The organism is Pantoea sp. B65 (genome assembly GCF_047308185.1).
In the GTDB taxonomy this organism is placed as follows: domain Bacteria; phylum Pseudomonadota; class Gammaproteobacteria; order Enterobacterales; family Enterobacteriaceae; genus Erwinia.
Map to the genome: position 1 here is coordinate 135,634 of NZ_JAHXPU010000042.1, position 20,104 is coordinate 155,737.

General features: G+C 49.8%; 20 protein-coding genes and 4 pseudogenes. 19 read left to right on the forward strand and 5 right to left on the reverse strand.

The annotated features are described in order from the left end of the window. Positions 1-2: 2 nt before the first annotated feature. From JWF83_RS21985 to JWF83_RS22020, 8 genes and pseudogenes are all read left to right on the forward strand, one after another. Positions 3-1,205: an aldo/keto reductase gene (locus JWF83_RS21985; RefSeq protein WP_413652646.1), complete on the forward strand. Its 1,203-nt coding sequence runs from the start codon at positions 3-5 to the stop codon at positions 1,203-1,205. 318 nt (positions 1,206-1,523) lie between these two features. Further along, complete coding sequence (locus JWF83_RS21990; RefSeq protein WP_413652647.1) at positions 1,524-2,456, forward strand: AEC family transporter; 933 nt, start codon at positions 1,524-1,526, stop codon at positions 2,454-2,456. Between the two features lie 77 nt (positions 2,457-2,533). Further along, positions 2,534-3,667, forward strand: coding sequence for an alpha/beta hydrolase (locus tag JWF83_RS21995; RefSeq protein WP_413652648.1), 1,134 nt, complete (start codon positions 2,534-2,536; stop codon positions 3,665-3,667). A gap of 52 nt (positions 3,668-3,719) precedes the next feature. Next, positions 3,720-4,412 carry a heavy metal response regulator transcription factor gene (locus JWF83_RS22000; protein WP_413652649.1) on the forward strand — a complete coding sequence of 231 codons (693 nt, stop codon included), beginning with the start codon at positions 3,720-3,722 and terminating at the stop codon, positions 4,410-4,412. An 11-nt stretch (positions 4,413-4,423) separates the two neighbouring features. Next, on the forward strand, positions 4,424-5,899 hold the full coding sequence (locus JWF83_RS22005) for a heavy metal sensor histidine kinase (RefSeq protein WP_413652650.1): 1,476 nt from the start codon (positions 4,424-4,426) through the stop codon (positions 5,897-5,899). A 130-nt stretch (positions 5,900-6,029) separates the two neighbouring features. Then, positions 6,030-6,186: pseudogene (locus tag JWF83_RS22010) on the forward strand (alpha/beta hydrolase); the annotation flags it as partial. A gap of 122 nt (positions 6,187-6,308) precedes the next feature. Next, positions 6,309-7,160 carry an aldo/keto reductase gene (locus JWF83_RS22015; protein ID WP_413652651.1) on the forward strand — a complete coding sequence of 284 codons (852 nt, stop codon included), beginning with the start codon at positions 6,309-6,311 and terminating at the stop codon, positions 7,158-7,160. Positions 7,161-7,186: 26 nt separating this feature from the next. Next, complete coding sequence (locus tag JWF83_RS22020) at positions 7,187-8,176, forward strand: aldo/keto reductase (protein WP_413652652.1); 990 nt, start codon at positions 7,187-7,189, stop codon at positions 8,174-8,176. Between the two features lie 34 nt (positions 8,177-8,210). Here JWF83_RS22020 and JWF83_RS22025 read toward each other — a convergent pair whose 3' ends face one another. Next, positions 8,211-9,104, reverse strand: coding sequence for a LysR family transcriptional regulator (locus JWF83_RS22025; protein WP_413652653.1), 894 nt, complete (start codon positions 9,102-9,104; stop codon positions 8,211-8,213). 152 nt (positions 9,105-9,256) lie between these two features. On the opposite strand from JWF83_RS22025, the gene JWF83_RS22030 reads away from it, so the two are divergent. After that, positions 9,257-10,030 (forward strand): SDR family oxidoreductase, encoded by a 774-nt coding sequence (locus tag JWF83_RS22030; RefSeq protein WP_413652654.1) that lies wholly within the window; start codon positions 9,257-9,259, stop codon positions 10,028-10,030. Between the two features lie 97 nt (positions 10,031-10,127). Here JWF83_RS22030 and JWF83_RS22035 read toward each other — a convergent pair whose 3' ends face one another. Both JWF83_RS22035 and JWF83_RS22040 read right to left on the reverse strand, forming a co-directional pair. Further along, positions 10,128-10,436, reverse strand: a complete 309-nt coding sequence (locus tag JWF83_RS22035) for a hypothetical protein (protein ID WP_413652655.1) — start codon at positions 10,434-10,436, stop codon at positions 10,128-10,130. A gap of 195 nt (positions 10,437-10,631) precedes the next feature. Then, positions 10,632-11,192, reverse strand: a complete 561-nt coding sequence (locus JWF83_RS22040) for a TetR/AcrR family transcriptional regulator (protein WP_413652656.1) — start codon at positions 11,190-11,192, stop codon at positions 10,632-10,634. Positions 11,193-11,330: 138 nt separating this feature from the next. On the opposite strand from JWF83_RS22040, the gene JWF83_RS22045 reads away from it, so the two are divergent. The 10 genes and pseudogenes from JWF83_RS22045 to JWF83_RS22090 all read left to right on the forward strand — a co-directional run. Beyond that, a complete protein-coding gene (locus tag JWF83_RS22045; RefSeq protein ID WP_413652657.1) occupies positions 11,331-12,422 on the forward strand; it encodes an alkene reductase in 1,092 nt (363 codons plus the stop codon). 75 nt (positions 12,423-12,497) lie between these two features. Beyond that, the gene (locus JWF83_RS22050; protein ID WP_413652679.1) at positions 12,498-13,280 is read left to right on the forward strand and encodes an SDR family NAD(P)-dependent oxidoreductase; all 783 of its coding nucleotides are present in this window, start codon (positions 12,498-12,500) and stop codon (positions 13,278-13,280) included. A gap of 162 nt (positions 13,281-13,442) precedes the next feature. Continuing rightward, positions 13,443-13,757 (forward strand): annotated as a pseudogene (locus JWF83_RS22055) (short-chain dehydrogenase/reductase); the annotation flags it as partial. 49 nt (positions 13,758-13,806) lie between these two features. After that, positions 13,807-14,827: pseudogene (locus tag JWF83_RS22060) on the forward strand (NADP-dependent oxidoreductase). 317 nt (positions 14,828-15,144) lie between these two features. Next, positions 15,145-15,627 (forward strand): cold-shock protein, encoded by a 483-nt coding sequence (locus JWF83_RS22065; RefSeq protein ID WP_413652658.1) that lies wholly within the window; start codon positions 15,145-15,147, stop codon positions 15,625-15,627. A gap of 233 nt (positions 15,628-15,860) precedes the next feature. Beyond that, positions 15,861-16,265, forward strand: coding sequence for a cell envelope integrity TolA C-terminal domain-containing protein (locus JWF83_RS22070; RefSeq protein WP_413652659.1), 405 nt, complete (start codon positions 15,861-15,863; stop codon positions 16,263-16,265). A gap of 85 nt (positions 16,266-16,350) precedes the next feature. Further along, entirely contained in the window at positions 16,351-16,596 is a 246-nt protein-coding gene (locus JWF83_RS22075) for a YmjA family protein (protein ID WP_413652660.1), read from the forward strand. A gap of 294 nt (positions 16,597-16,890) precedes the next feature. Beyond that, positions 16,891-17,187, forward strand: a complete 297-nt coding sequence (locus JWF83_RS22080) for an alpha/beta fold hydrolase (protein WP_413652680.1) — start codon at positions 16,891-16,893, stop codon at positions 17,185-17,187. 331 nt (positions 17,188-17,518) lie between these two features. Further along, positions 17,519-17,890: a VOC family protein gene (locus JWF83_RS22085; RefSeq protein ID WP_413652661.1), complete on the forward strand. Its 372-nt coding sequence runs from the start codon at positions 17,519-17,521 to the stop codon at positions 17,888-17,890. A gap of 188 nt (positions 17,891-18,078) precedes the next feature. Beyond that, positions 18,079-18,297 (forward strand): annotated as a pseudogene (locus JWF83_RS22090) (hypothetical protein); the annotation flags it as partial. Between the two features lie 218 nt (positions 18,298-18,515). On the opposite strand, the gene JWF83_RS22095 reads toward JWF83_RS22090, so the two are convergent. After that, positions 18,516-19,034: a ClbS/DfsB family four-helix bundle protein gene (locus tag JWF83_RS22095; protein WP_413652662.1), complete on the reverse strand. Its 519-nt coding sequence runs from the start codon at positions 19,032-19,034 to the stop codon at positions 18,516-18,518. A 570-nt stretch (positions 19,035-19,604) separates the two neighbouring features. Next, the gene (locus JWF83_RS22100) at positions 19,605-20,057 is read right to left on the reverse strand and encodes an Lrp/AsnC family transcriptional regulator (RefSeq protein WP_181632558.1); all 453 of its coding nucleotides are present in this window, start codon (positions 20,055-20,057) and stop codon (positions 19,605-19,607) included. Between the last annotated feature and the right edge of the window lie 47 nt (positions 20,058-20,104).

A 20,104-nucleotide genomic window follows, 5' to 3' on the forward strand; every position in this document is an offset into this window, starting at 1 on the left:
TTATGAGAAGTAAAACAGAACTCATCGCTTGCGAAAACCATCCCGCAATGCCGCAACGGCGCAAGCTACTGATTGCCGGGGCCGGAGTCGCAGCGGCATCACTGATACCTCATGCTTCAGCTGCCGAAAAGGCAACCAATAACCTGCACCCGGCGGGGAATTCAACAACGCAAAGCCGTCAGCATTCCGCCATGCCAGGTAAACGGAAGCTGGGGAGCCTTGAAGTATCGGCCATTGGCCTCGGTGTCCAGAACATGAGCCGTAAATACGATACTTCTGTCCCTTTGCGTGCGGAAATGGTGAATATTATCCGTAGCGCTTTTGATCAGGGAGTGACTTTTTTTGACGCGGCGGAAGCTTACGGCCCGTTTGAGGTCGAACGAATTCTTGGCGAGGGCGTAGCGCCCTTTCGGGACAAGATTGTTATCGCCACTAAATTCGGCTGGAATATCGATCAGCAAACAGGTAAGCGTCTGCCGGGACTCAACAGTCGCCCTGAGCATATCAGGCAAGTCGTGGAAGGTATGCTGAAACGTCTGCGTACCGATCGTATTGATTTACTGTATCAGCACCGGGTGGATCCCCTGATACCGATTGAGGATGTTGCCGGTGTCATTAAGGATTTAATGCAACAGGGCAAGGTCCTGCACTGGGGGTTATCAGAAATGGGGATTAATACTTTAAGACGCGCCCATGCCGAACTTCCTGTGACAGCAGTACAAAGCGAATACTCAATGCTATGGCGAGGTCCGGAAAAGAGCGTGCTGCCGGTATGTGAAGAACTGGGGATTGGGTTTGTGCCGTGGAGTCCGCTAGGCGTCCAGTTTCTGACCGGCTGGATTGACGAGAATACCCGATTCGCTCCCGGCGATTTTCGCGCGATGGAAACCCGGTTCTCTCCTGAAAACCTGCCGCATAACTTACAAATCGTCGGGCTACTGAAAAAATGGGCGGAACGAAAACATGCCGCCCCGGGACAGATTGCACTGGCGTGGCTGATGTCGGTGAAACCATGGATTGTTCCGATTCCGGGCACAACCAATCGGGATCATATGCTTCAGAACACCTCCGCCGCGACTGTGCATTTGAGTGCATCGGAAATGACAGAACTCACCACGTCGCTGAATGCTATTTCTGTCCAGGGGCAACGGTTACCGGATGCGGTTCAGGTTTATTCAGATGTGGACGCTGCGTTAAAAAGTTGACGGAAAAGAACGGTCAGGGCTGTTGTTTATCTGGCAGCCCGGAAAATGATGCTGGTATCATCGGCTGCCGCCAGCGCTGAGGATGATTAATGAATTCCGCTAATTAACCCTAGCTGGTCAGGCTACCTAATACTCAACGTAATATCTTGTTATGCTTTATTTGGTTTTATTTTATTAGTCATGATTTATGGCTGCTGCTGATACAGGCGAATCATATGCGAATAAAATTTATTTTTTAAAGGGTGATGATTCCTGATCGAAATTGAATGCCTAATCCAACGCAGTCGGTGTTCAATTTAAGAGGAAAGAGATTCTGATATGGCTATACTGGAACAAATGATCATTTTTTCCTTACTGATTGGTGTAGGGATTATAGCGCGCAGAGTCGGTGTCGTTACTCACAGTAACCTTCCTCAGTTCACTTCGCTGGTATTTAATTTCGCGATGCCAGCAATTATTCTTTCTGGTATCACTGGCGATCAGCCGCATATTGAAGGGCGAGAGCTGTTGATGGTGTTCCTCGCAGTAATGGTAACGCTTGGTTTACTCATCCTTTGTAGCATTGTACTGTCAAGAATATTGCGTTATGAAAAGGACTTTCATGGTGTGATTACAGTCATGACGACGTTCACCAACATCTCTATGATGGGGGTGCCGATGATATATTCACTTTTTGGACCTGCGGCCATGATTTATATGACCGTATTCTTACTACCTTATAATTTGATGTTTTTCTCGTACGGATATTACTGTATGAGTGATCAACATAATAGAGAAAATGGTTTTGACTGGAAAAACATGTACAAGGTTATTAACCCAGGTATTATTTCCTGTTTTTTGGCGCTGATTCTGTATGTTGCTAATATCCATCTCCCCAATGTTATCGCCCAGCCTATCCGAATGTTAGGCGCAGTGACAGGACCTGTCTCCATGATGCTTATTGGATCATTTCTGTTAGACATGGACTGGAAGACTGTATTCAAAGACGTAAGAATATGGTTTTACACTTTGTTCAAGATGATTATTATTCCCGTTATAATAATGTTAATTATGAAGCAATTTATTACCAACCATCTTCTGCTGGGCGTCCTTCTGGCAGCAGTATCAACTCCAGCCGGGGCAGGGGCGCCATTATTAGCTCAGGCGCTTAATAAAAAGGCCTATCCGTTGGCTCTCAAAGGTGCAACGTTCACAACCCTGGCGGCGGTGCTGACAATGCCATTAGTGGCGATTATTACAGGGCTGGGCTAATCCATTGCCATTAATTTTATTTAGCTCCGCATCCCTGGCGGATGGAATGCTATCAGTAAATTTAAGAGACAAGGCTGATGACTAAAAATAAACATGTCAAAAAATTAATCGTTAACATTCTGGTTATGGGACTTCTGGCATCAATGACCGGGTGTTCAGCTCAACGCTCGCAACATAGCAATGTTGCAGACCCCATAGTTTTGCAAACACAGGGTAGTTTTGCTATCGGGGGGGCAACTGTCAGGCATTCAGGTACTTTCTCTGAGAAAAATTTTCTTTCTCCCGAAGGTCAAACGGCTTATGGGGATCATGCCTATGCCTTCTTTCAAATTCCGCTGAATGCACATAAATACCCTTTGGTGTTTCAGCATGGTGGAGCACAAACCAAAAGAACATGGGAAAGTACCCCTGACGGACGTGACGGGTTCCAGAACCTCTTCCTGAAGAAAAAATACAGTGTATATCTGGTTGATCAGCCACGTATGGGGGAGGCCGGTTTGGCCACCAAAGCGGACAGCGGTAAAAATCCATGGGCAGGCAACCCCATGTATGCTGACAAAACGCTTTTTTTACTTTCTCGTGTGGGTGATGAGCAAGGCGTATTTAAAAATTCTCAATTTCCCAACGATCCTGCAAGTATTGAAGCATTTCAGCGTTCATGGAACCCGTATTCAGGTGAACTGGATAACGATTTGAATGCAAAAACTCTCGCGCAATTATTTAATAAAATTGGTCCGGGGATTCTGGTCACGCATTCGATGGGTGGGACAATCGGTTGGCGGGCGCCCTTCTATACAGATAATGTCAAAGCAATAGTTGCTTATGAACCGGGCGGTACGCCGTTTATCTTCCCTGAGCGTGAAATGCCGCAGCCGATTAAAACGACTTTTGCGCCGCTGGCAGCCTCAGCATTGGGGGTGCCAATGAATGAATATCTCAAACTCACGCGTATCCCTATCATAATTTATTATGGCGACTTTATTGCAGAAAAACCCGGCGCGGCGGTTGGGCCAGATAAATGGCGAAGCGAGTATGAAATGGCGCAACAGTTTGTTGCTGCTGTGAATCGCCATGGTGGTGATGCCACCATTGTGCATCTTCCCGACATCGGTATTAAAGGAAATTCCCACTTTCTGATCGCTGAAAAAAATAATCAACAACTAGCGGATCTGATGAATCAGTGGTTGCTGACAAAAGGGTTTGCTCAGTAGCGCCATCCTGTATTCAGACACATCGTACCCTCTGATAAGGAATAAAAACACCATGCGCCTGTTATTAGTAGAAGATGAAGAAAAAACATCGACATATCTCAGCCGGGCGCTGGGAGAGTCTGGTTTTACTGTCGATGTTTCCGCAGAAGGTGCGGAAGGACTGCATTACGCGCTGGAATTCGACTACGACGCGATCATTCTTGATGTCATGCTGCCGGGGATGGACGGTTATAAAGTGCTTGAAGGTATTCGTGCCAGTAAACAAACCCCGGTGCTAATGCTGTCTGCCCGGGGGTCAGTGGATGAACGTGTTAAAGGTCTTCGCCTTGGGGCAGATGATTATCTGCCGAAACCCTTTTCACTCATTGAGCTGGTGGCTCGCATTCAGGCGCTGGTGCGTCGCCGCCCTACGGATGGCGCAGATATCACGCAACTACAGATCCACGATCTACAGTTGGATCTGCTGGCGCGCCGCGTGTTTCGTGCCGGGGTCCGGCTGGAGCTGACGGCGAAAGAATTTTCGTTGCTGAGCCTGCTGGCGCGCCACCAGGGGGAGATCCTGTCAAAGATGATGATTGCTGAGCAGGTATGGGATATGAACTTCGACAGTGATGCCAACGTGGTTGAAGTGGCGATTAAACGTCTGCGCGCCAGGATAGATGCGCCGTTTGAGATCAGGTTACTGCATACCGTTCGCGGTATGGGGTATGTCCTTGAAGTCAGACCTGACACACCGGGCGGGTGAAGGAGAAAATTATGTTCAGACGTTCCATCTCCGTCCATATGGCGTTGATGTTTGCGCTGTCCGCCTTACTGATTGTCTCGGCGACCGGCATTCTGCTGCGAAGTTCGCTGCATGACTCATTGCAACAGCAGATGCACAACGAACTGCTTTTTCGCGAGTCATTGATGAGTCCGTGGATCACCGCGCGAACTTCGGCGGAGGGGTGGTCAACCCTTGCGAACAAACTCACCGTTCTGGCCAGCTCTGAGGGGGAGAGAGTTCGCTACTGGATCGTCAGCGACAACCCCGGTTTTAGCGTGGGAGGCACGCCGCCAGTGGGTGTCGACTGGTCATCCCTGAAAGAGGGCTTCAACAAAATGCCTGGCGCATCAGAGGGGGCCTGCTCGCTTTTTCTGCTGGTGAAAACCATTGCCGCCAATCAACAAAGACCGGCGCTACGCTATGTCGTGGCTATCGACTCTACACCTTATATGGGCACGCTGGATGCGTTCACGCAGACATTGCTTATGATTACCGCGCTGGGCGTGCTGATTGTGGCATTACTGGGATATGCCGTTTCCAGAATTGGCCTGCGTCCGGTCGGGGCGCTCAGCAAACAGGCACAGCATCTGGCTCCGGGAGACCACGGCCAGCGTCTGGATACCACGACCTTACCTGAAGAGCTGCAACAGCTGGCCTTATCATTTAACGGCGTGCTTGAGCGGCAGGAGATCGCCTGGCGTCAGCTTGAGAGCTTTAACGCCGATGTGGCACATGAATTACGCACCCCTCTCACCAACCTGACAGGCCAGACGCAGCTGGGCCTGTCACGTCGGCGTTCGCATGAGGAGCTGGAAGAATTACTGGGTTCAAATCTGGAAGAACTTGAGCGGATGACATCCATCGTTAACGATATGCTGTTCCTGTCCCATGCTCATGCGGGTGAACATGCCTCCCAGTTAACCCGCGTCTCACTGCGCGAAGAGACACTTAAAACCGCGGAATATGTTGAACCCTCCTTCGCTGAGAAGCAGCTTTCCCTGCAGGTCGAAGGTGAGGCGATAACCCTTATTGACCGGCGTTTGTTTCACCGTTCGCTGGCCAACCTGCTGGAAAATAGCGCAAGGCATTCAGCGCCGCAAAGTACGATTACTGTCAGATTAAGTGCAAATGAGAATCAGGCCTGCGTCGCCGTTTCCAATCCCGGCGAACCTATCGCATCCGCGCAGTTACCTCGTTTGTTCGAGCGTTTTTATCGGGTGGAATCTTCACGCACGAAAAGCGATACCCACCACGGTCTTGGATTATCGATCGTGCGGGCAGTCGCGATTATGCACCGTGGGGATGTGTTTGCGCGTAGCGAGGGCGGCATTAATACCTTTGGACTGACGTTTGCTTTGCCGTCGGATAGCGGCGCTTACCGACATCAGGCGCCATCTCCAGAGGCAGAACCGGGAATAACGGTATTGGCCGCAACTGACAAGATTGTCAGGAGGTCGTCAGCCTGACGCCAGCATCCCGACGCGAAAAACCACTAGTTATTGAATGCAGTCAGGAAAGAAGCACCACCGAAACCGTCGCCAGTTGGTTAGAAACGGTGCGTAGCTAACCTGATGAGCCTGACAAAGAGCGCCATGGGTGCCGTTGCATCAATTTATGGCGCCAAGCCAAATCCCTGTTCGGATTTTTACGGCGATAACATTCCGGACAAACCGACGGCGATGCCCGCGAGGATAGCTGGCGTGTACCTCTGGCAATGGCACGAGTGTGGCGCGATGTGGTGAACAAACACGGTAAAGCAGGGTGCATAGGTTAATTAGTGAATTATGCTAATTAACCCTATCGCATTACGGCCTCTAATCAGATAAATGACGCTGCGTTATGCTTATCTTAAGCACAACACTCAAGGATAACGTCATGCAAACAGTAAAACTAAACAACGGTATTGATATGCCCCTGCTGGGCTTTGGTGTCTTCCAGATGACTGACGCCGCAGAATGCGAGCGTGCCGTTGTCGATGCCATTGAGACAGGCTATCGCCTGATCGATACCGCTGCGTCCTACCAGAATGAAACGCAGGTAGGGAATGCGCTTAAGCAGAGTGGCATTGCGCGAGATGAACTGTTTATCACCACAAAACTGTGGTTGCAAGATACCAGCTATGCCGGGGCCAAAGCACAGTTTGAGCGTTCCCTTAACCGCCTGCAGCTGGATTATGTCGATTTGTACCTGATTCATCAGCCTTATGGCGACGTGCATGGCGCATGGCGTGCCATGGAAGAGTTACACCAGGCCGGCAAAATCCGTGCTATTGGCGTCAGCAACTTCCAGCCGGACCGCCTGGCAGACCTGATGGCATTTAACAACATCGCTCCGGCCGTAAACCAGATTGAAGTTAACCCGTTCAACCAGCAGCTACACGCGGTGCCGTGGATGCAAAGCCGTGGTATTCAACCGGAAGCCTGGGCGCCGTTCGCGGAAGGGCGAAATGGTCTCTTCCAGAATTCGCTATTAACCGCTATCGGCGAAAAATATGGCAAAAGCGTGGGGCAGGTAGTATTACGCTGGATCTTCCAGCGCGGCATCGTCTCGCTGGCTAAATCGGTGCGTAAACAACGTATGGCCGAAAATATCAACCTGCTGGACTTCGAACTTAGCAATGAGGAGATGATCAATATCAGTGCGATGGATACAGCCACCAGCGCCTTCTTCTCACATCGGGACCCGGCGATGGTCGAGTGGCTGACTGGTCGTAAACTTGATGTTTAACCGTATGACAGGGGAGGTTCGACTCAATGCAAAAACGTTATCTCGGAAAATCCGGGCTTGAAGTATCGGCTCTTGGGCTGGGCTGTATGGGGCTGAGCCACGGCTACGGCCCGGCAACAGCAACGCGTCAGGCCGTCGAACTGATTCGCGCTGCCGTTGAGCGTGGCGTGACATTTTTCGATACCGCCGAAGTGTATGGCCCTTATCTGAATGAAGAAGTGGTCGGTGAAGCCTTAAAACCTTTTCGCGACCAGGTGGTTATCGCCACAAAATTTGGCTTTACCTTTGGTGATGATAATAAGCAGCAGATTTTAAACAGTCGCCCGCAGCATATCCGCGAAGCGGTGGAAGGATCGCTGCGTCGGCTCAAAACCGAGGTGATTGACTTGCTGTATCAACACCGTGTCGATCCCGATGTGCCCATTGAGGATGTTGCGGGTACCGTGAAAGATCTGATTGCCGAAGGCAAGGTGAAACATTTCGGTCTTTCCGAGGCCGGCGTGGAAACCATTCGCCGTGCGCATGCCGTTCAGCCGGTTACCGCTCTGCAGAGTGAATACTCCATGTGGTGGCGTGAACCTGAGCAGGAGATCTTACCGCTACTGGAGGAGTTGGGTATTGGCTTTGTGCCCTTCAGCCCATTAGGCAAAGGCTTTTTGACCGGGGCCATCAAGGCCGGCGCGACGTTCGGTAAGGATGATTTTCGCAGCCTTGTGCCTCGTTTCGCCGCAGAGGCGCTTGAAGCGAATGAAAAACTGGTTGCCTTGCTGGCTGAGCTGGCCGCAGAAAAAGACGTGACCTCAGCGCAAATTGCCCTGGCATGGCTGCTGGCACAAAAACCGTGGATTGTGCCCATTCCAGGCACCACAAAACTGCATCGGCTGGGGGAGAATCTGGGCGCCGCCGGGATCGTTCTTTCTCAGGATGATTTATGGAAGATTACTCAGGCGCTTGAAACGGTGAAAATTGTGGGCGAACGTTATCCCGCCGCCCTACAGGCTCGCGTGGGTCGTTAAGGGTTAATCTGGCTTGCGGTATCCCGCAAGCCATTCATTCAGAATAACGCAACGCATCAATCATAAGAGCAAAGGCCGGCGGATGCTGTTTCCTGCTCGGGTAGTAAAGGTAATAACCAGGGAAAGACGGGCACCACTCTTCCAAAATCTGAATAAGCTCTCCGGACTTTACGAAATCCCGAATGATATCCTCTGGCACACAGGCAATGCCGAATCCTGACAGCGTCGCATCGATTCTTTCTGACAGAAAATTGAACGTCAATTGCCCTTCAACCCTTACGCGTAGCGGTTTCCTTTCTCTCTCAAACTCCCAGTGATACAAGCCACCGGCAGTCGGCAAACGCATATTGATGCAGCGATGGTTCTGCAGGTCATGCGGAGTCTGAGGCGTTCCGTTTGCCGCAAAATATGCCGGCGTAGCCACCACCGCCATGCGCATATTCGGACCGATCTTGACGGCAACCATGTCTTTATCAACGCTTTCGCCAAGGCGAACGCCGGCATCAAACCGGCCATCAACGATATTAACGAAACCATTATCCACCACCAGCTCGACACTGATTTCAGGGTATTCCCTTAAAAACGGCTTTAGCTTTGGCCATAACAGGCTGCGCGCCGCGTGCTCTCCTGCCGAAAGCCTGATATTGCCTGATGCATGGCCGTTCAACTGAATGAGGGTATCCAGTTCTTGTTCCAGATCGGCGATACGCGGTTCGAGGCAGGCAATAATTCTCTCACCGACTTCAGTGGGGGCGACGCTACGGGTTGTTCGGGTCAAAAGACGGATGTTTAAACGTTCTTCCAGGGCTTTCATGGCGTGACTGAGTGCGGACTGAGAAACGCCCAGTTTTCCCGCTGCTTTAGTAAAACTTCTCTCTCTGGCGACAACCAGAAAGATCTGCAGCTCATTGAAGTTTTCTTTCAGCATGGCTTATTTCCTTAATTAACATCGCCACCGAACATGGCACTCATGAAGTCTGTTCATAGACGCAATCATTTTAGCCTTATTACTGAGAATAATGGCAATTGTTATTCTGATTTCATTGCCAGTTTCTCTGATTAAAAAATAGAAGGTCTGCCATGAAAATACTTGTTGTCGGCGCGACAGGAAGCATTGGTCTGCATGTTGTGAAGCGCGTGATTGAGATTGGCCATCAGCCCAGGGCGCTGGTCAGAAACCGCCAGAAAGTTAAACTGTTGCCCCGTGATACAGAGGTTTTCTATGGCGACGTTTCAATGCCTGAGACATTAACGGATGTGGTGAAAGGTATCGACGCAGTGATTTTCACGCTGGGTTCTGATGGTCAGGGACGGATTGGCGCCCGGGCAATAGATTATGGTGGGGTACGCAACATCCTGAAGATGCTGGAAGATAAACGCGTCCGCCTTGCCCTGATGACCACCATCGGGGTAACAGAACGGCTTAGCGACTGGAACCAACGCACGCAAGTCCATGACTGGAAACGACGGGCCGAGCGACTGGTACGCGCCAGTGGCCATCCTTATACCATTGTTCGACCAGGCTGGTTTGATTATAACAATGCTGATGAGCATCAATTAATCATGCTTCAGGGCGATCGTCGCCATGCCGGCACACCGAAGGATGGCGTGATTTCACGGGAACAAATTGCCCGGGTACTGGTTTCATCACTGACCAGTGAGGCGGCAAAAAATAAAACCTTTGAGCTGGTGGCGGAGCGGGGCAAAGAACAAGCGGACTTAACGCCTCTTTTTGACGCATTAAAAGTAGATGAACCGCAAAAAATTGATGGCATCCAGGATCTCAACAATATGCCGCTTAGCGATGAACCGGATTGCATTGTCAGGGAATTGAATGGGCTACTTTTGCCTTGAGTAGCAAGGTATATGCAAAACCCATGGAAGAGTCAGCCCGCCGGGCAGCGCTCCGGAAACGGATCGACAAAACTCGCGATCGTCATAGTAAGGGAAATCACCCACTATGATATTGGGATTTGCCACCGTGTTTTAGCCAGAACAAACCAAAACCGTCGGAGTACGGATAACCGGGTTTTAAATTCTTTCGGCTGCGGTAAGGATCGATGGCAGAGTGATGTAAATAGTCATCAGTCTGTTTCCCTGGAAATTGATTCAGTGAAAAAATAGCCTCCTCTTCATGCGTTATAGCCTTGAGAAGGATGTTTATCGTCGCGTTACTGTAGCTATTCTTATTATACGAACGAACTACATTTGAGTTAACACCGCCCCTGATGAGGCGTTCACTGGTCGAATAAGTGTTCATATCTGGTTATCCTGTACCATAGATTCAGGATGGTGCTTTCTTTGCGTTGGCAGGCGACCAGTGCCCGCCTTTTGGCTTTACTGGCGGATAGCAGCCGCAGATAAAATTCCCGGATAGCGTATTAATCGCGCATTTTATCTGCATCCCTGCTTAAACGCGACGGCATTTTATTCACTCGCTAAATCACCCGGAAATTCAATTCTCATCGACTTCCTGACGGAGAATCCGCGAGCGGCAAACATCCAGAATCTCATCTGCCAGCGCGGAATCATCAGGGCAGGCGCGGGACAGCACCAGGGCGCCGACAAGATGTGCAATGGTGTCGATCAGGTCAGCTCGTGTTGCGCCGCCCACTGCATTTTCATTTGCTAACAGTGCCAGCTGATTTTCAATTCCAGCCGCAAATGTCGCCTTGATTGTCTCAGACTGACGCGCTGTATCGGCACCCAGTGCCGACATCACGCAACCCTTGCCCATAGAGTCGCGATGCTGCCGGGAGAGGTAGTATTCAACAAATTGCTCCCGGTTCACCCCCAAAGTACTTTCTGCGGATCGCGAAAAACCGCAGCTCATCGCCTCTGACATCAAATCAGCTTTAGAGCCAAAGTGCTTATAGAATCCGCCGTGAGTTAAACCTGCCGCTGACATCAGTTCCGCGACACCCACGCCGTCATAGCCCCGTTCACGAAACAACACCGAGGCAGTTTCTACAATACGCATTCGGTTTTCACGAACCTGCTCTTTCGACACTTTCATGGCTTTCGCCTCCTGTCTTAAAAATTAATGCCGCAAGTATACATTGATGATGACCATAATCAAACCGATTGACTTTTTAGATTATGATCATCATCATTAGGTTTGTGTCATCACCAATCACTTAGCAGGGAAACGAACATGACGAACCAACAGTTATTTCAACCTTATGATCTTGGGCCAATAACGCTTGCCAACCGTATTGTGATGGCGCCATTAACACGTAATCGCGCCGGAGCGGGTCTTGTGCCTGGCGAACTGGCGGCGACCTATTACGCACAGCGTGCAACTGCCGGGTTGTTGATTACTGAAGCTACGCAGGTCTCAGCACAAGCGCAGGGCTATCAGGATACGCCGGGGATTTACACGCAAGCCCAAATTGACGGCTGGCGTAAAGTGACTGATGCGGTGCATGCCAAAGGCGGGCTGATATTTGTACAGCTGTGGCACGTAGGGCGAATCTCCCATGTAGACTTGCTACCTGATGGCGCTGCGCCAGTCGCTCCGTCCGCTATCCGTGCCGAGAGCAAAACCTTTGTGAACAACGGTTTTTCTGATGTCTCTGAGCCACGGGCGCTCGATGTGGGCGAAATAAAAGACATTATCGAAGATTTCCGCAAGGCCGCTGCCAATGCCATTGCCGCCGGATTTGATGGGGTTGAGATTCATGGCGCGAATGGTTATCTGCTGGAGCAGTTCCTCAAAGATGGCGCTAATCGGCGTACCGACGCATACGGCGGTTCTGTCGGGAATCGTGCACGGTTGCTATTAGAGGTCGCGGCCGCCGTTAAGGATGAGATCGGCGCTGAGCGCACCGGTGTCCGCATTTCCCCTGTTTCGCCCGCTAACGCGATTTCCTGCAGTGATCCACCGCCACAATATGACTACCTCGTTGAGCAACTCGATACATTAGGCGTTGTGTACCTCCATGTAGTGGAAGGCGCTACCGGCGGCCCGCGTGATATATCACCGTTTGATTACGCTTCCCTGCGTCGGCGTTTTAAAAATACCTATATCGGCAATAACGGTTATGACCTGGAGTTGGCGTCCAGCCAACTTGCGGAAGGCCGGGCCGATCTGTTCGCGTTCGGGCGTCCGTTTATCGCCAACCCGGATCTGGTTGCAAGGCTGAAGACGGGAACGCCTCTGAGCCCACTTATCCCTGAAACGCTGTATGGCGGTGGCGCGGAAGGATACACCGATTACCCGTCGACTACCGCGGTCAGCAACTAGATCAGCGGGTGTCACGCTACTACATACATCGCAGATTGCGGATTCTGTTTACTCATGAATAAAGAAGATCAACTTATGACCAAATCATCAGTCCTCATTACAGGCGCCTCTACGGGCATCGGTGCTGTTTACGCTGAGCGGTTCGCACGCCGCGGCCACGATCTTGTGCTGGTGGCTCGCGACCAGACCAGACTGGATATTCTTGCAGACCGTCTGCGACAAGAAACGGGTATTTCTGTCGATGTATTGCCCGCTGATCTCACGCTATCGGATGAATTAGCGACTGTCGAGGCTCGCCTGCGTGACGACACGCGGATAGGTATTCTTATCAATAACGCGGGTATCGCACAGTCGGGCGGCTTTATAGAGCAGACGCCTGATTCGATTGAGCGGCTTATAGCACTTAACATCACGGCCCTGACGCGACTTGCCAGTGCGGTGACGCCCCGATTTGTCCAGGCCGGAGAGGGCTCGATTGTCAATATCAGCTCCGTGGTTGGCCTTGCCCCGGAATTTACTATGTCGGTTTATGGCGCCACCAAAGCCTTTGTCCTTTTCCTGTCTCAGGGAATGAATTTGGAACTGTCATCCAGCGGTATTTACGTCCAGGCGGTGCTTCCTGCCGGAACTTACACGGAAATCTGGGAACGTGCAGGGATCGATATCAGTACCTCGGCCAGGATGATGGAAGTCGGTGAGTTAGTTGATGCAGCACTGGTTGGCTTTGATCGCCGTGAACTCGTCACCATCCCACCATTGCATAATGCTGCACGCTGGGACGCTCTTGATGCTGCGCGGCAGGCTCTGCTTTCCGACATCAAACAAGCTGAAGCTGCAGAGCGATATAAAACCGTTTAGTCAATGAGATGCCCTCTGCAGGACACTGATAACAGTCTTTCGGCTGTTCTGCAGAGAGGTAAACCAACATTAAATTCCGTATAGCTGGTCTTCTCATCACCGATGAGAAAGCGCAAACAACGCGTGAAGGTCTGATTTAAGCATGACAAATATTCGTGAACGCTGGCTCATGAATTGCGCACCCAGGGCAGAAGGGTCCCAGCCATCGAACCTGCCTACCTTAAGACGCAGTTTGACGCCAATAACCCAGAGCCGGATGCCAGGTTTGAAGAGTATGAGCTTATTCGGGCTAAGCTGACGAAAGTTGTTAGTAAGGCGATGGCTGAAGCGGAAAGTCCAGCGGTGGTGGCTGAAGTGGTTGTTAAGTCTGCTCAGACTTCACAGCCAAAGTTGCGCTACACGGCCGGAAAACTGGATTTCATCTTCAGATTCGCGCCGGAAAAATTGCTGGATAAGGTGGTGCGGCACAGTCTTTAGCCTGATACGAGAGAATAAAAATTTTTCCGGGAATAGGGGTAAACAACAAATGAATAATAACACAATGAAAGCTTTCACCTTTAAACGCTATGGCAAATATCCTGAATTGGGATTCGATCAGGTCGATTATCCTTCGCTTAAGGCTAATGAAATCCTGGTTAAAGTTTACGCTGCGGGTCTCAACCCTATCGACAATATGATCCCAACCGGAATATTTAAGCCGGTTCTGCATTTTAAGCTCCCGGCCACCTTGGGTAGCGATCTGTCTGGTGTTGTTATTGCAGTGGGAAGCCACGTAACTCGTTTCACGTCAGGCGACGAAATCTTCGCCAGTATTTTCGATAGCGGAACGGGTTCTCTCGCCGAATTTGCCGTGGTGCCGGAGAACGCTGCGGCCATAAAACCATCAAACCTGAGTTTCGAGCTGGCGGCTTCGCTCCCGATGGTGAGCCTCACCTCGTGGCAGGCATTGGTAGAGCGCGCCAGGCTTCGGTCAGGGCAGAAGGTGTTCATCCCTGCTGGTTCGGGGGGGGATTGGCACGTTTGCGATTCAGCTGGCGAAACAGTTCGGCGCAACGGTGGGAACCACGACCAGTACAGACAATGTCGAATGGGTGAGTCACCTTGGCGCAGATGAAGTGGTTGACTATAAAAAGCAAGAATTCGAAACCATTCTGAGCGACTACGATATTGTCCTTGGCACTATCAGAGGCGATGCAATTGAAAAATCCACCCAAATTCTTAAGCCTGGCGGACAGATTGTTTCTCTTATCGGGCCGTTAGATACAGCGTTCGCACGGGCCCGGGAGGTAAACTTCTTTCTGACTTTTATCTTTGGGTTGATGAGCCGCAAGATTATGCGTCTTTCAAAAAAGCGAGGTATCAGCTACTCATTTCTCTTTGTCCGTCCTGATGCGGATCAACTTACCCAAATCGGCAAACTTATAGAGACTGAACAAATCAAACCAGTGATTGACAAGGTGTTCCCTTTTGCCGAAACAAAGGATGCTCTTGCCTACCTTGCCCGGGGACATGCGAAGGGCAAAGTGGTCATCAGGATACAGCAGTAATTCCTTTCAGATAACACCAGAGGTTCACATCTGTAATCGGCGATCCTCGCTAAGGGGCGGGCCATGCCCCGGGGGATTTGGGTGCTGATCTGGTACCCTCACACCGCCAAACCGATCCGGCTGTAGCCGGTTAACCCTTCCGCCACCTCTGGCCACAACGTTTCAATCGGCGTCTGTGACGCCTTCAGTTGGACGTCATCTTTCGCATTGCAGAAATTTATCATCCAGACTTAAACCAAAGACGTAGTCTGCGCAGGCATTGTGCTTTACACTGCGCGCTGCAAAAATTGAGTAGATAAACGATTAATCAGGCGGTAATGGCGATGAATGGAACGATCACAACGTGGTTTAAAGATAAAGGTTTTGGATTTATCAAAGATGAAAACGGTGATAACCGTTATTTTCATGTGATTAAGGTCGCCAATCCTGAGCTGATTAAGAAAGATGCGGCGGTGACTTTCGAACCCTCCACTAATAACAAGGGGTTGTCAGCTTTTTCTGTAAAAGTCGTACCGGAAAGCAAATACATCTATATCGCGGGCGAGCGCCTGAAGCTTACGTCGATCAAGTCTTACCTGGTGTACAGCGAAGAAGTATCAGCCGATACCCGCATTGATAAAGAAAATGCGGTGCTGTCTGTGGGGGTACTGATGAGTAGTATCAGACCGAAATCAGCCGCTAAGCCTGGTGAAATGCGCTCGCTGAAAAAACTGGCGATCACCACCTTCCAGGGAACGACGTTAATTTTCTCGGAAGATGAGATTGACGTGGATGCCACGGTGAAGCTGCTTAAGGTCTGAAAGCATTCGGACTGATGCTGTGCCATTTATCAGCGGGATTTCAGCATCGCTTACTGACCTCTGTGCGCCATGATATACGTCTCTTTCACCAACACCGCGGTGTATTGAATAATGGCATGCAGGTCATGGGGTTGTCAGTCTGATTGACAACCGATTGAATACACGTGGCATAATAACGTGAATAACTGCCAGCAATCACGGCTACCTGGCCATCATCATAAACGGACTTAATCATGGCAAAAATATTACTGATGCTGCTGATGGCTGCCACTGTAGTCGGTTGTACCCCTCTCACTCCGAAAGACTGTCAGAAAGCGCGTGCGACTGATGCATGTAGTTACAACCGCACAGGTAAAGTGACTGATAATGATATCTATGGTGAGCAGGCGGCTGGCATTAAAAAAGCCCTCGATACTGCGCTTACAAAGCCCCATGCCTGGGACGGTAAAAGATGTAATCTGCATCTGGATTTTAAAATTGATGGCACCCTGCAGAATGTCATCATCAAGAGCGGCGACAAGGATTATTGTCATGCCCTGGCCGAAGCGGCCAAACGAGCCAAATTTCCGGCATTTACCGACCAGCATGTTTACGACGTGATGGGGTCTGCGCGATGGGATATGCACGGGCAACCATAATCAACCATCCATTCCCCGCATCGTCACCCGAAGCGAACTGGCGTAGCAACTGACATAGACAGACGTTAACCCCCGGAGGCTATTTATGAACAATGAAGTACCGCTTAAATATTATGACATCGTGGATGAGTATTCGACGGAATGTGCAGAACCGGTAAGCGAGTCAGAACGTGAATCCCTGGCGCGCTATTTCCAGCTGCTGATCACCCGCTTAATGAATAACGAAGAAATCAGCGAGAACGCGCAGAAAGAGATGGCCAGTGAAGCCGGTATCAACGCACTGCGTATTGATGAGATAGCCACGTTCCTGAATCAATGGGGTAATGAGTAGCCCTGTTAAGGCCTTTTTAAAACGATGCCCGGGCGCCAACACATAATTTCCTAATGCGTGTCCGGCATTGGGGCGCTACTTCGTCAATTCTTGATTCCGGTGGGCCTGCGTACCATTTATCCGGGTCAGCAAGAATTGCCCGCTGAATCGACATGGCTGAGCCTGACCTATCAATACTGCCCCGGCCGGGAGAATTCGACCGCTTTACGTTCATAGTGGTTCGACGTCAAAGAGACGGGTCAGTGCCAGAAGCGGATATTTTGAGTTTGACAGCAATGTTCCGGCAGGAGGCAGATCCCGTCCAGAGATTTTTTTCTCCAGTTTTGCTACCTTGCATTGGATGCTGCGGTTTTTGAACGGGGTGATATAACGGCACTACTGGCTGACATCAGTGCTCCGACATTGATCATCTGTGGGGAACAGGACACTGCAACACCTGTTGAACTGAGTCAGGAGATAGCTACTCTGATCCCTGAGGCCCGTCTACTCCTGCTGGCTGGAACAGGTCATCATCCTCCGACTGAAGCTGCGCAGGCAGTCACGGCTGCAATTGCAGAATTCCTGCAAGTGGGATGTTCTCATCATCACTAATATCCTCACTTGTCAGGGTCTGTCATAGAGATAACATTTGCCGGGCAGGGGGCTAAGCGATGGTCGCCAGAAATAATTTTCTGGCAGACGTCCGCTCCTTGCTTATGCCGATCTTTAGTTCTTGCATCCATCAGTTGAACTCACAGCCAGGAGCGGACCTTGATTACATAACGGAGCGTTAGTACATAAGGTCTTGTCACAGCACCTCAAAAGTTTCAATTTCACACTGGCAAAAACTATTATATCCTCATATATCATCTGGCACCGTCCAGTCGCTTAGCTACGGCACCGTCCATCGCTATGCTATTGATTAACAATCCTGAGGTTGATCATGCAGCATCTTGTCAGATTTGGTCGTATAGCAGCCGTGTTACCTGTTAAAAATATCATGATTTCCAAAGAGTTTTATATCAACGGACTGAATTTCAAAGATGTATTTGAAAATGGAGATCCTGTGGGCTTTGTGATAATAAAGCGTGAAGAGGCTGAACTACATTTGACTCTCCAGCCACAGCACAAAGCTGCTTCCTATCCTATCGCTCATCTTCTTGTTGATGATGCAAATGCCTTATATACCCTTTGTCAGGAAATTGGTGCCAGGATTGTTAAAGGCATACAAGATAAAGATTATGGCATTCGGGCATTTGTTTTCGCCGATCCGGATGGAAATCGTATCGATGTGGGACAGATCCTGGTGAAATAATTAAGATCAGTTTTATACGCGAACCGGTCGCCAATAAATGGCGACCGAAATGCAAGGTGGAGCATTTTTGCGAATAGGGTGGCAAACCCTTATTCATGCCTTTGCCCAAGTGTGCAAATCAGATTTAATTGTGTCAGGTACCTGTTGATCTAATCTCTTCTTAGTACTATGTCTGCTTCTCGCTCACTTTTGGCGATGGCGCAGTGCGTGATAATAAAGATGTGAATGCTTTTGTGGCTCAGGGGATCGCGCTGGGACGTGTGGGTCTGCCGGATGATATTGGCCGTGCTGTGGCCGCCATTCTCTCTGACGAAACGGGACAACATTCGATATTGCGGGCGACCAGTTGCTGTAACCACTCAGGTATTGAAACATTCGCCTTCAGTCGTCCTCTCCTCTGCTTTTAGGCAATTTCCTGGTAAGTGATGTCCATTACCTCACCACAAAAAATCGTTGAGCTGGTCGCACTTCAGCTCGGTGGTTCACATCGGTTATCGATTCAGACACGGTTGTTCGTATAAATTCTCGCTAACCTGTTGGTCAACAGGGCGTGCCGGAAGCGGACATGACAAACAGCACGGCGTATTATTAGTCAATGATGATGAGGCAAGCTCACAGAGTTTTTTTATTTTAAGCTGATATTATTATTTTTCGCCCATTTTCTTAATCTGCCATTAGCATTGGCATAGGGTGATGATGTGTTAAATGAGATCATGCGCCCCATAGTCCATTTTGTGTACCATGGTTTACCATACAAAGCGTCATCTGTGCGCTCATCAATAAGTTTCACTATTTTATCTTTTACTGCCTCGAGCTCAGTGATTAACGCGTTATAATTCAATCCGCTATAATCAGAGTAAAATTTTTGCGCCAGAAGCCCCAGTTGATTCCACTTAAAACCGGTTTCCGGGAAATTAACGGGCACTCCTTTCTCATCAGAAGTGATCCACTTTACAACCAGGGTGTTCCACCCGAGCAGATAGGAAACCAGATCACGAACACTCATTTCCGTGCCCTTGCAGTGTCCATCCATTGAGTTATCTGAGGTAAGTTCGGCGGGGATGGCATTAAGATAACTAATTAATTTATTGAAATTTTTATCAATTGCTAAAAGCAATTCAGATTTTGTTTGCGGCACATTCATACAGAGTAACCCCGCACTTCAGAAAAGATGCCATAAAGACGCCATGTGGTGTTTAAATATCAATCAATTATGTACTTCCTGGCACAACAGGGGAAGCCCCTGTGAACAGCTCTCTCTTTGTTCAAGGCACATTGTAGTCAGTCAGGTCTTCATTGTGGCATGAGAGCCATTCCGGTTGTAACGCCGAACGGTCTGCTTTTCGCTGTGAGTTCAACTGTAATGGTCTAATCAAACCGGACACACAACAACTACCTCGCTCACTCAAGCAGAAACTGCTTGCCAATTTTAAAGATGATCTCACTGAAATGACCGGTAATGCTCGGCTATTTACACTCACAACTAGCCCTCCTATATGGTATGGCTCTCTACACGATGAGTTCGTCATTGATTCACCATATGGCAGATACCTCGTCCATTTCAGTTGTCATGACTGACGTTTTTTTCAGCACCTAGAGGCAGGGAAGTGCCAACAGTGGACGTTCGACTTTTATAACGATCCTGAGCACAACGTTTTCTCAGTGCCAAAAAACTTCCTGTAAAATATTGATTGGCTGAGGTACTGCTCAAGCGTCAGACAGGCAGGGCACGGTCTTTCACAACCGTTTTCATAACCAGCGTTGAGGTAAGCCGCTGCACCCCTGGCATACCGGAGAGTTTTTCATCATACAGCTGCTGAAAAGCCGGCAGGTCCCGGGTGATAACGTGTAGCAGATAATCCGGATCGCCAAACAGTCGCTGCGCCTGAATAATTTGCGGTATCTCTTTTAATGCCGCCTCGAAGGTGCTGACCGCCTGCCGGTCTCCCTCGCGCAGGGTGACGAAGACTATGGCGGAAAAGTTCAGCCCGAATCTGGCCGGGTCGAGATACGCCCGGTAGCCGCTGATAACACCTTCCTGTTCAAGTGCTCTGACCCGACGCTGGCAGGATGATAAGCTGATCCCCACCCGTTCCGCCAGGTCAGTTAGCGAAAGTCGTCCGTCCTGCTGAAGCTCTGCAAGAATATTGCAGTCTGTTCTGTCCATTCCTAATAACCTCCCGGCTTGTATACGTTTTTATGCTGTAAATGAAA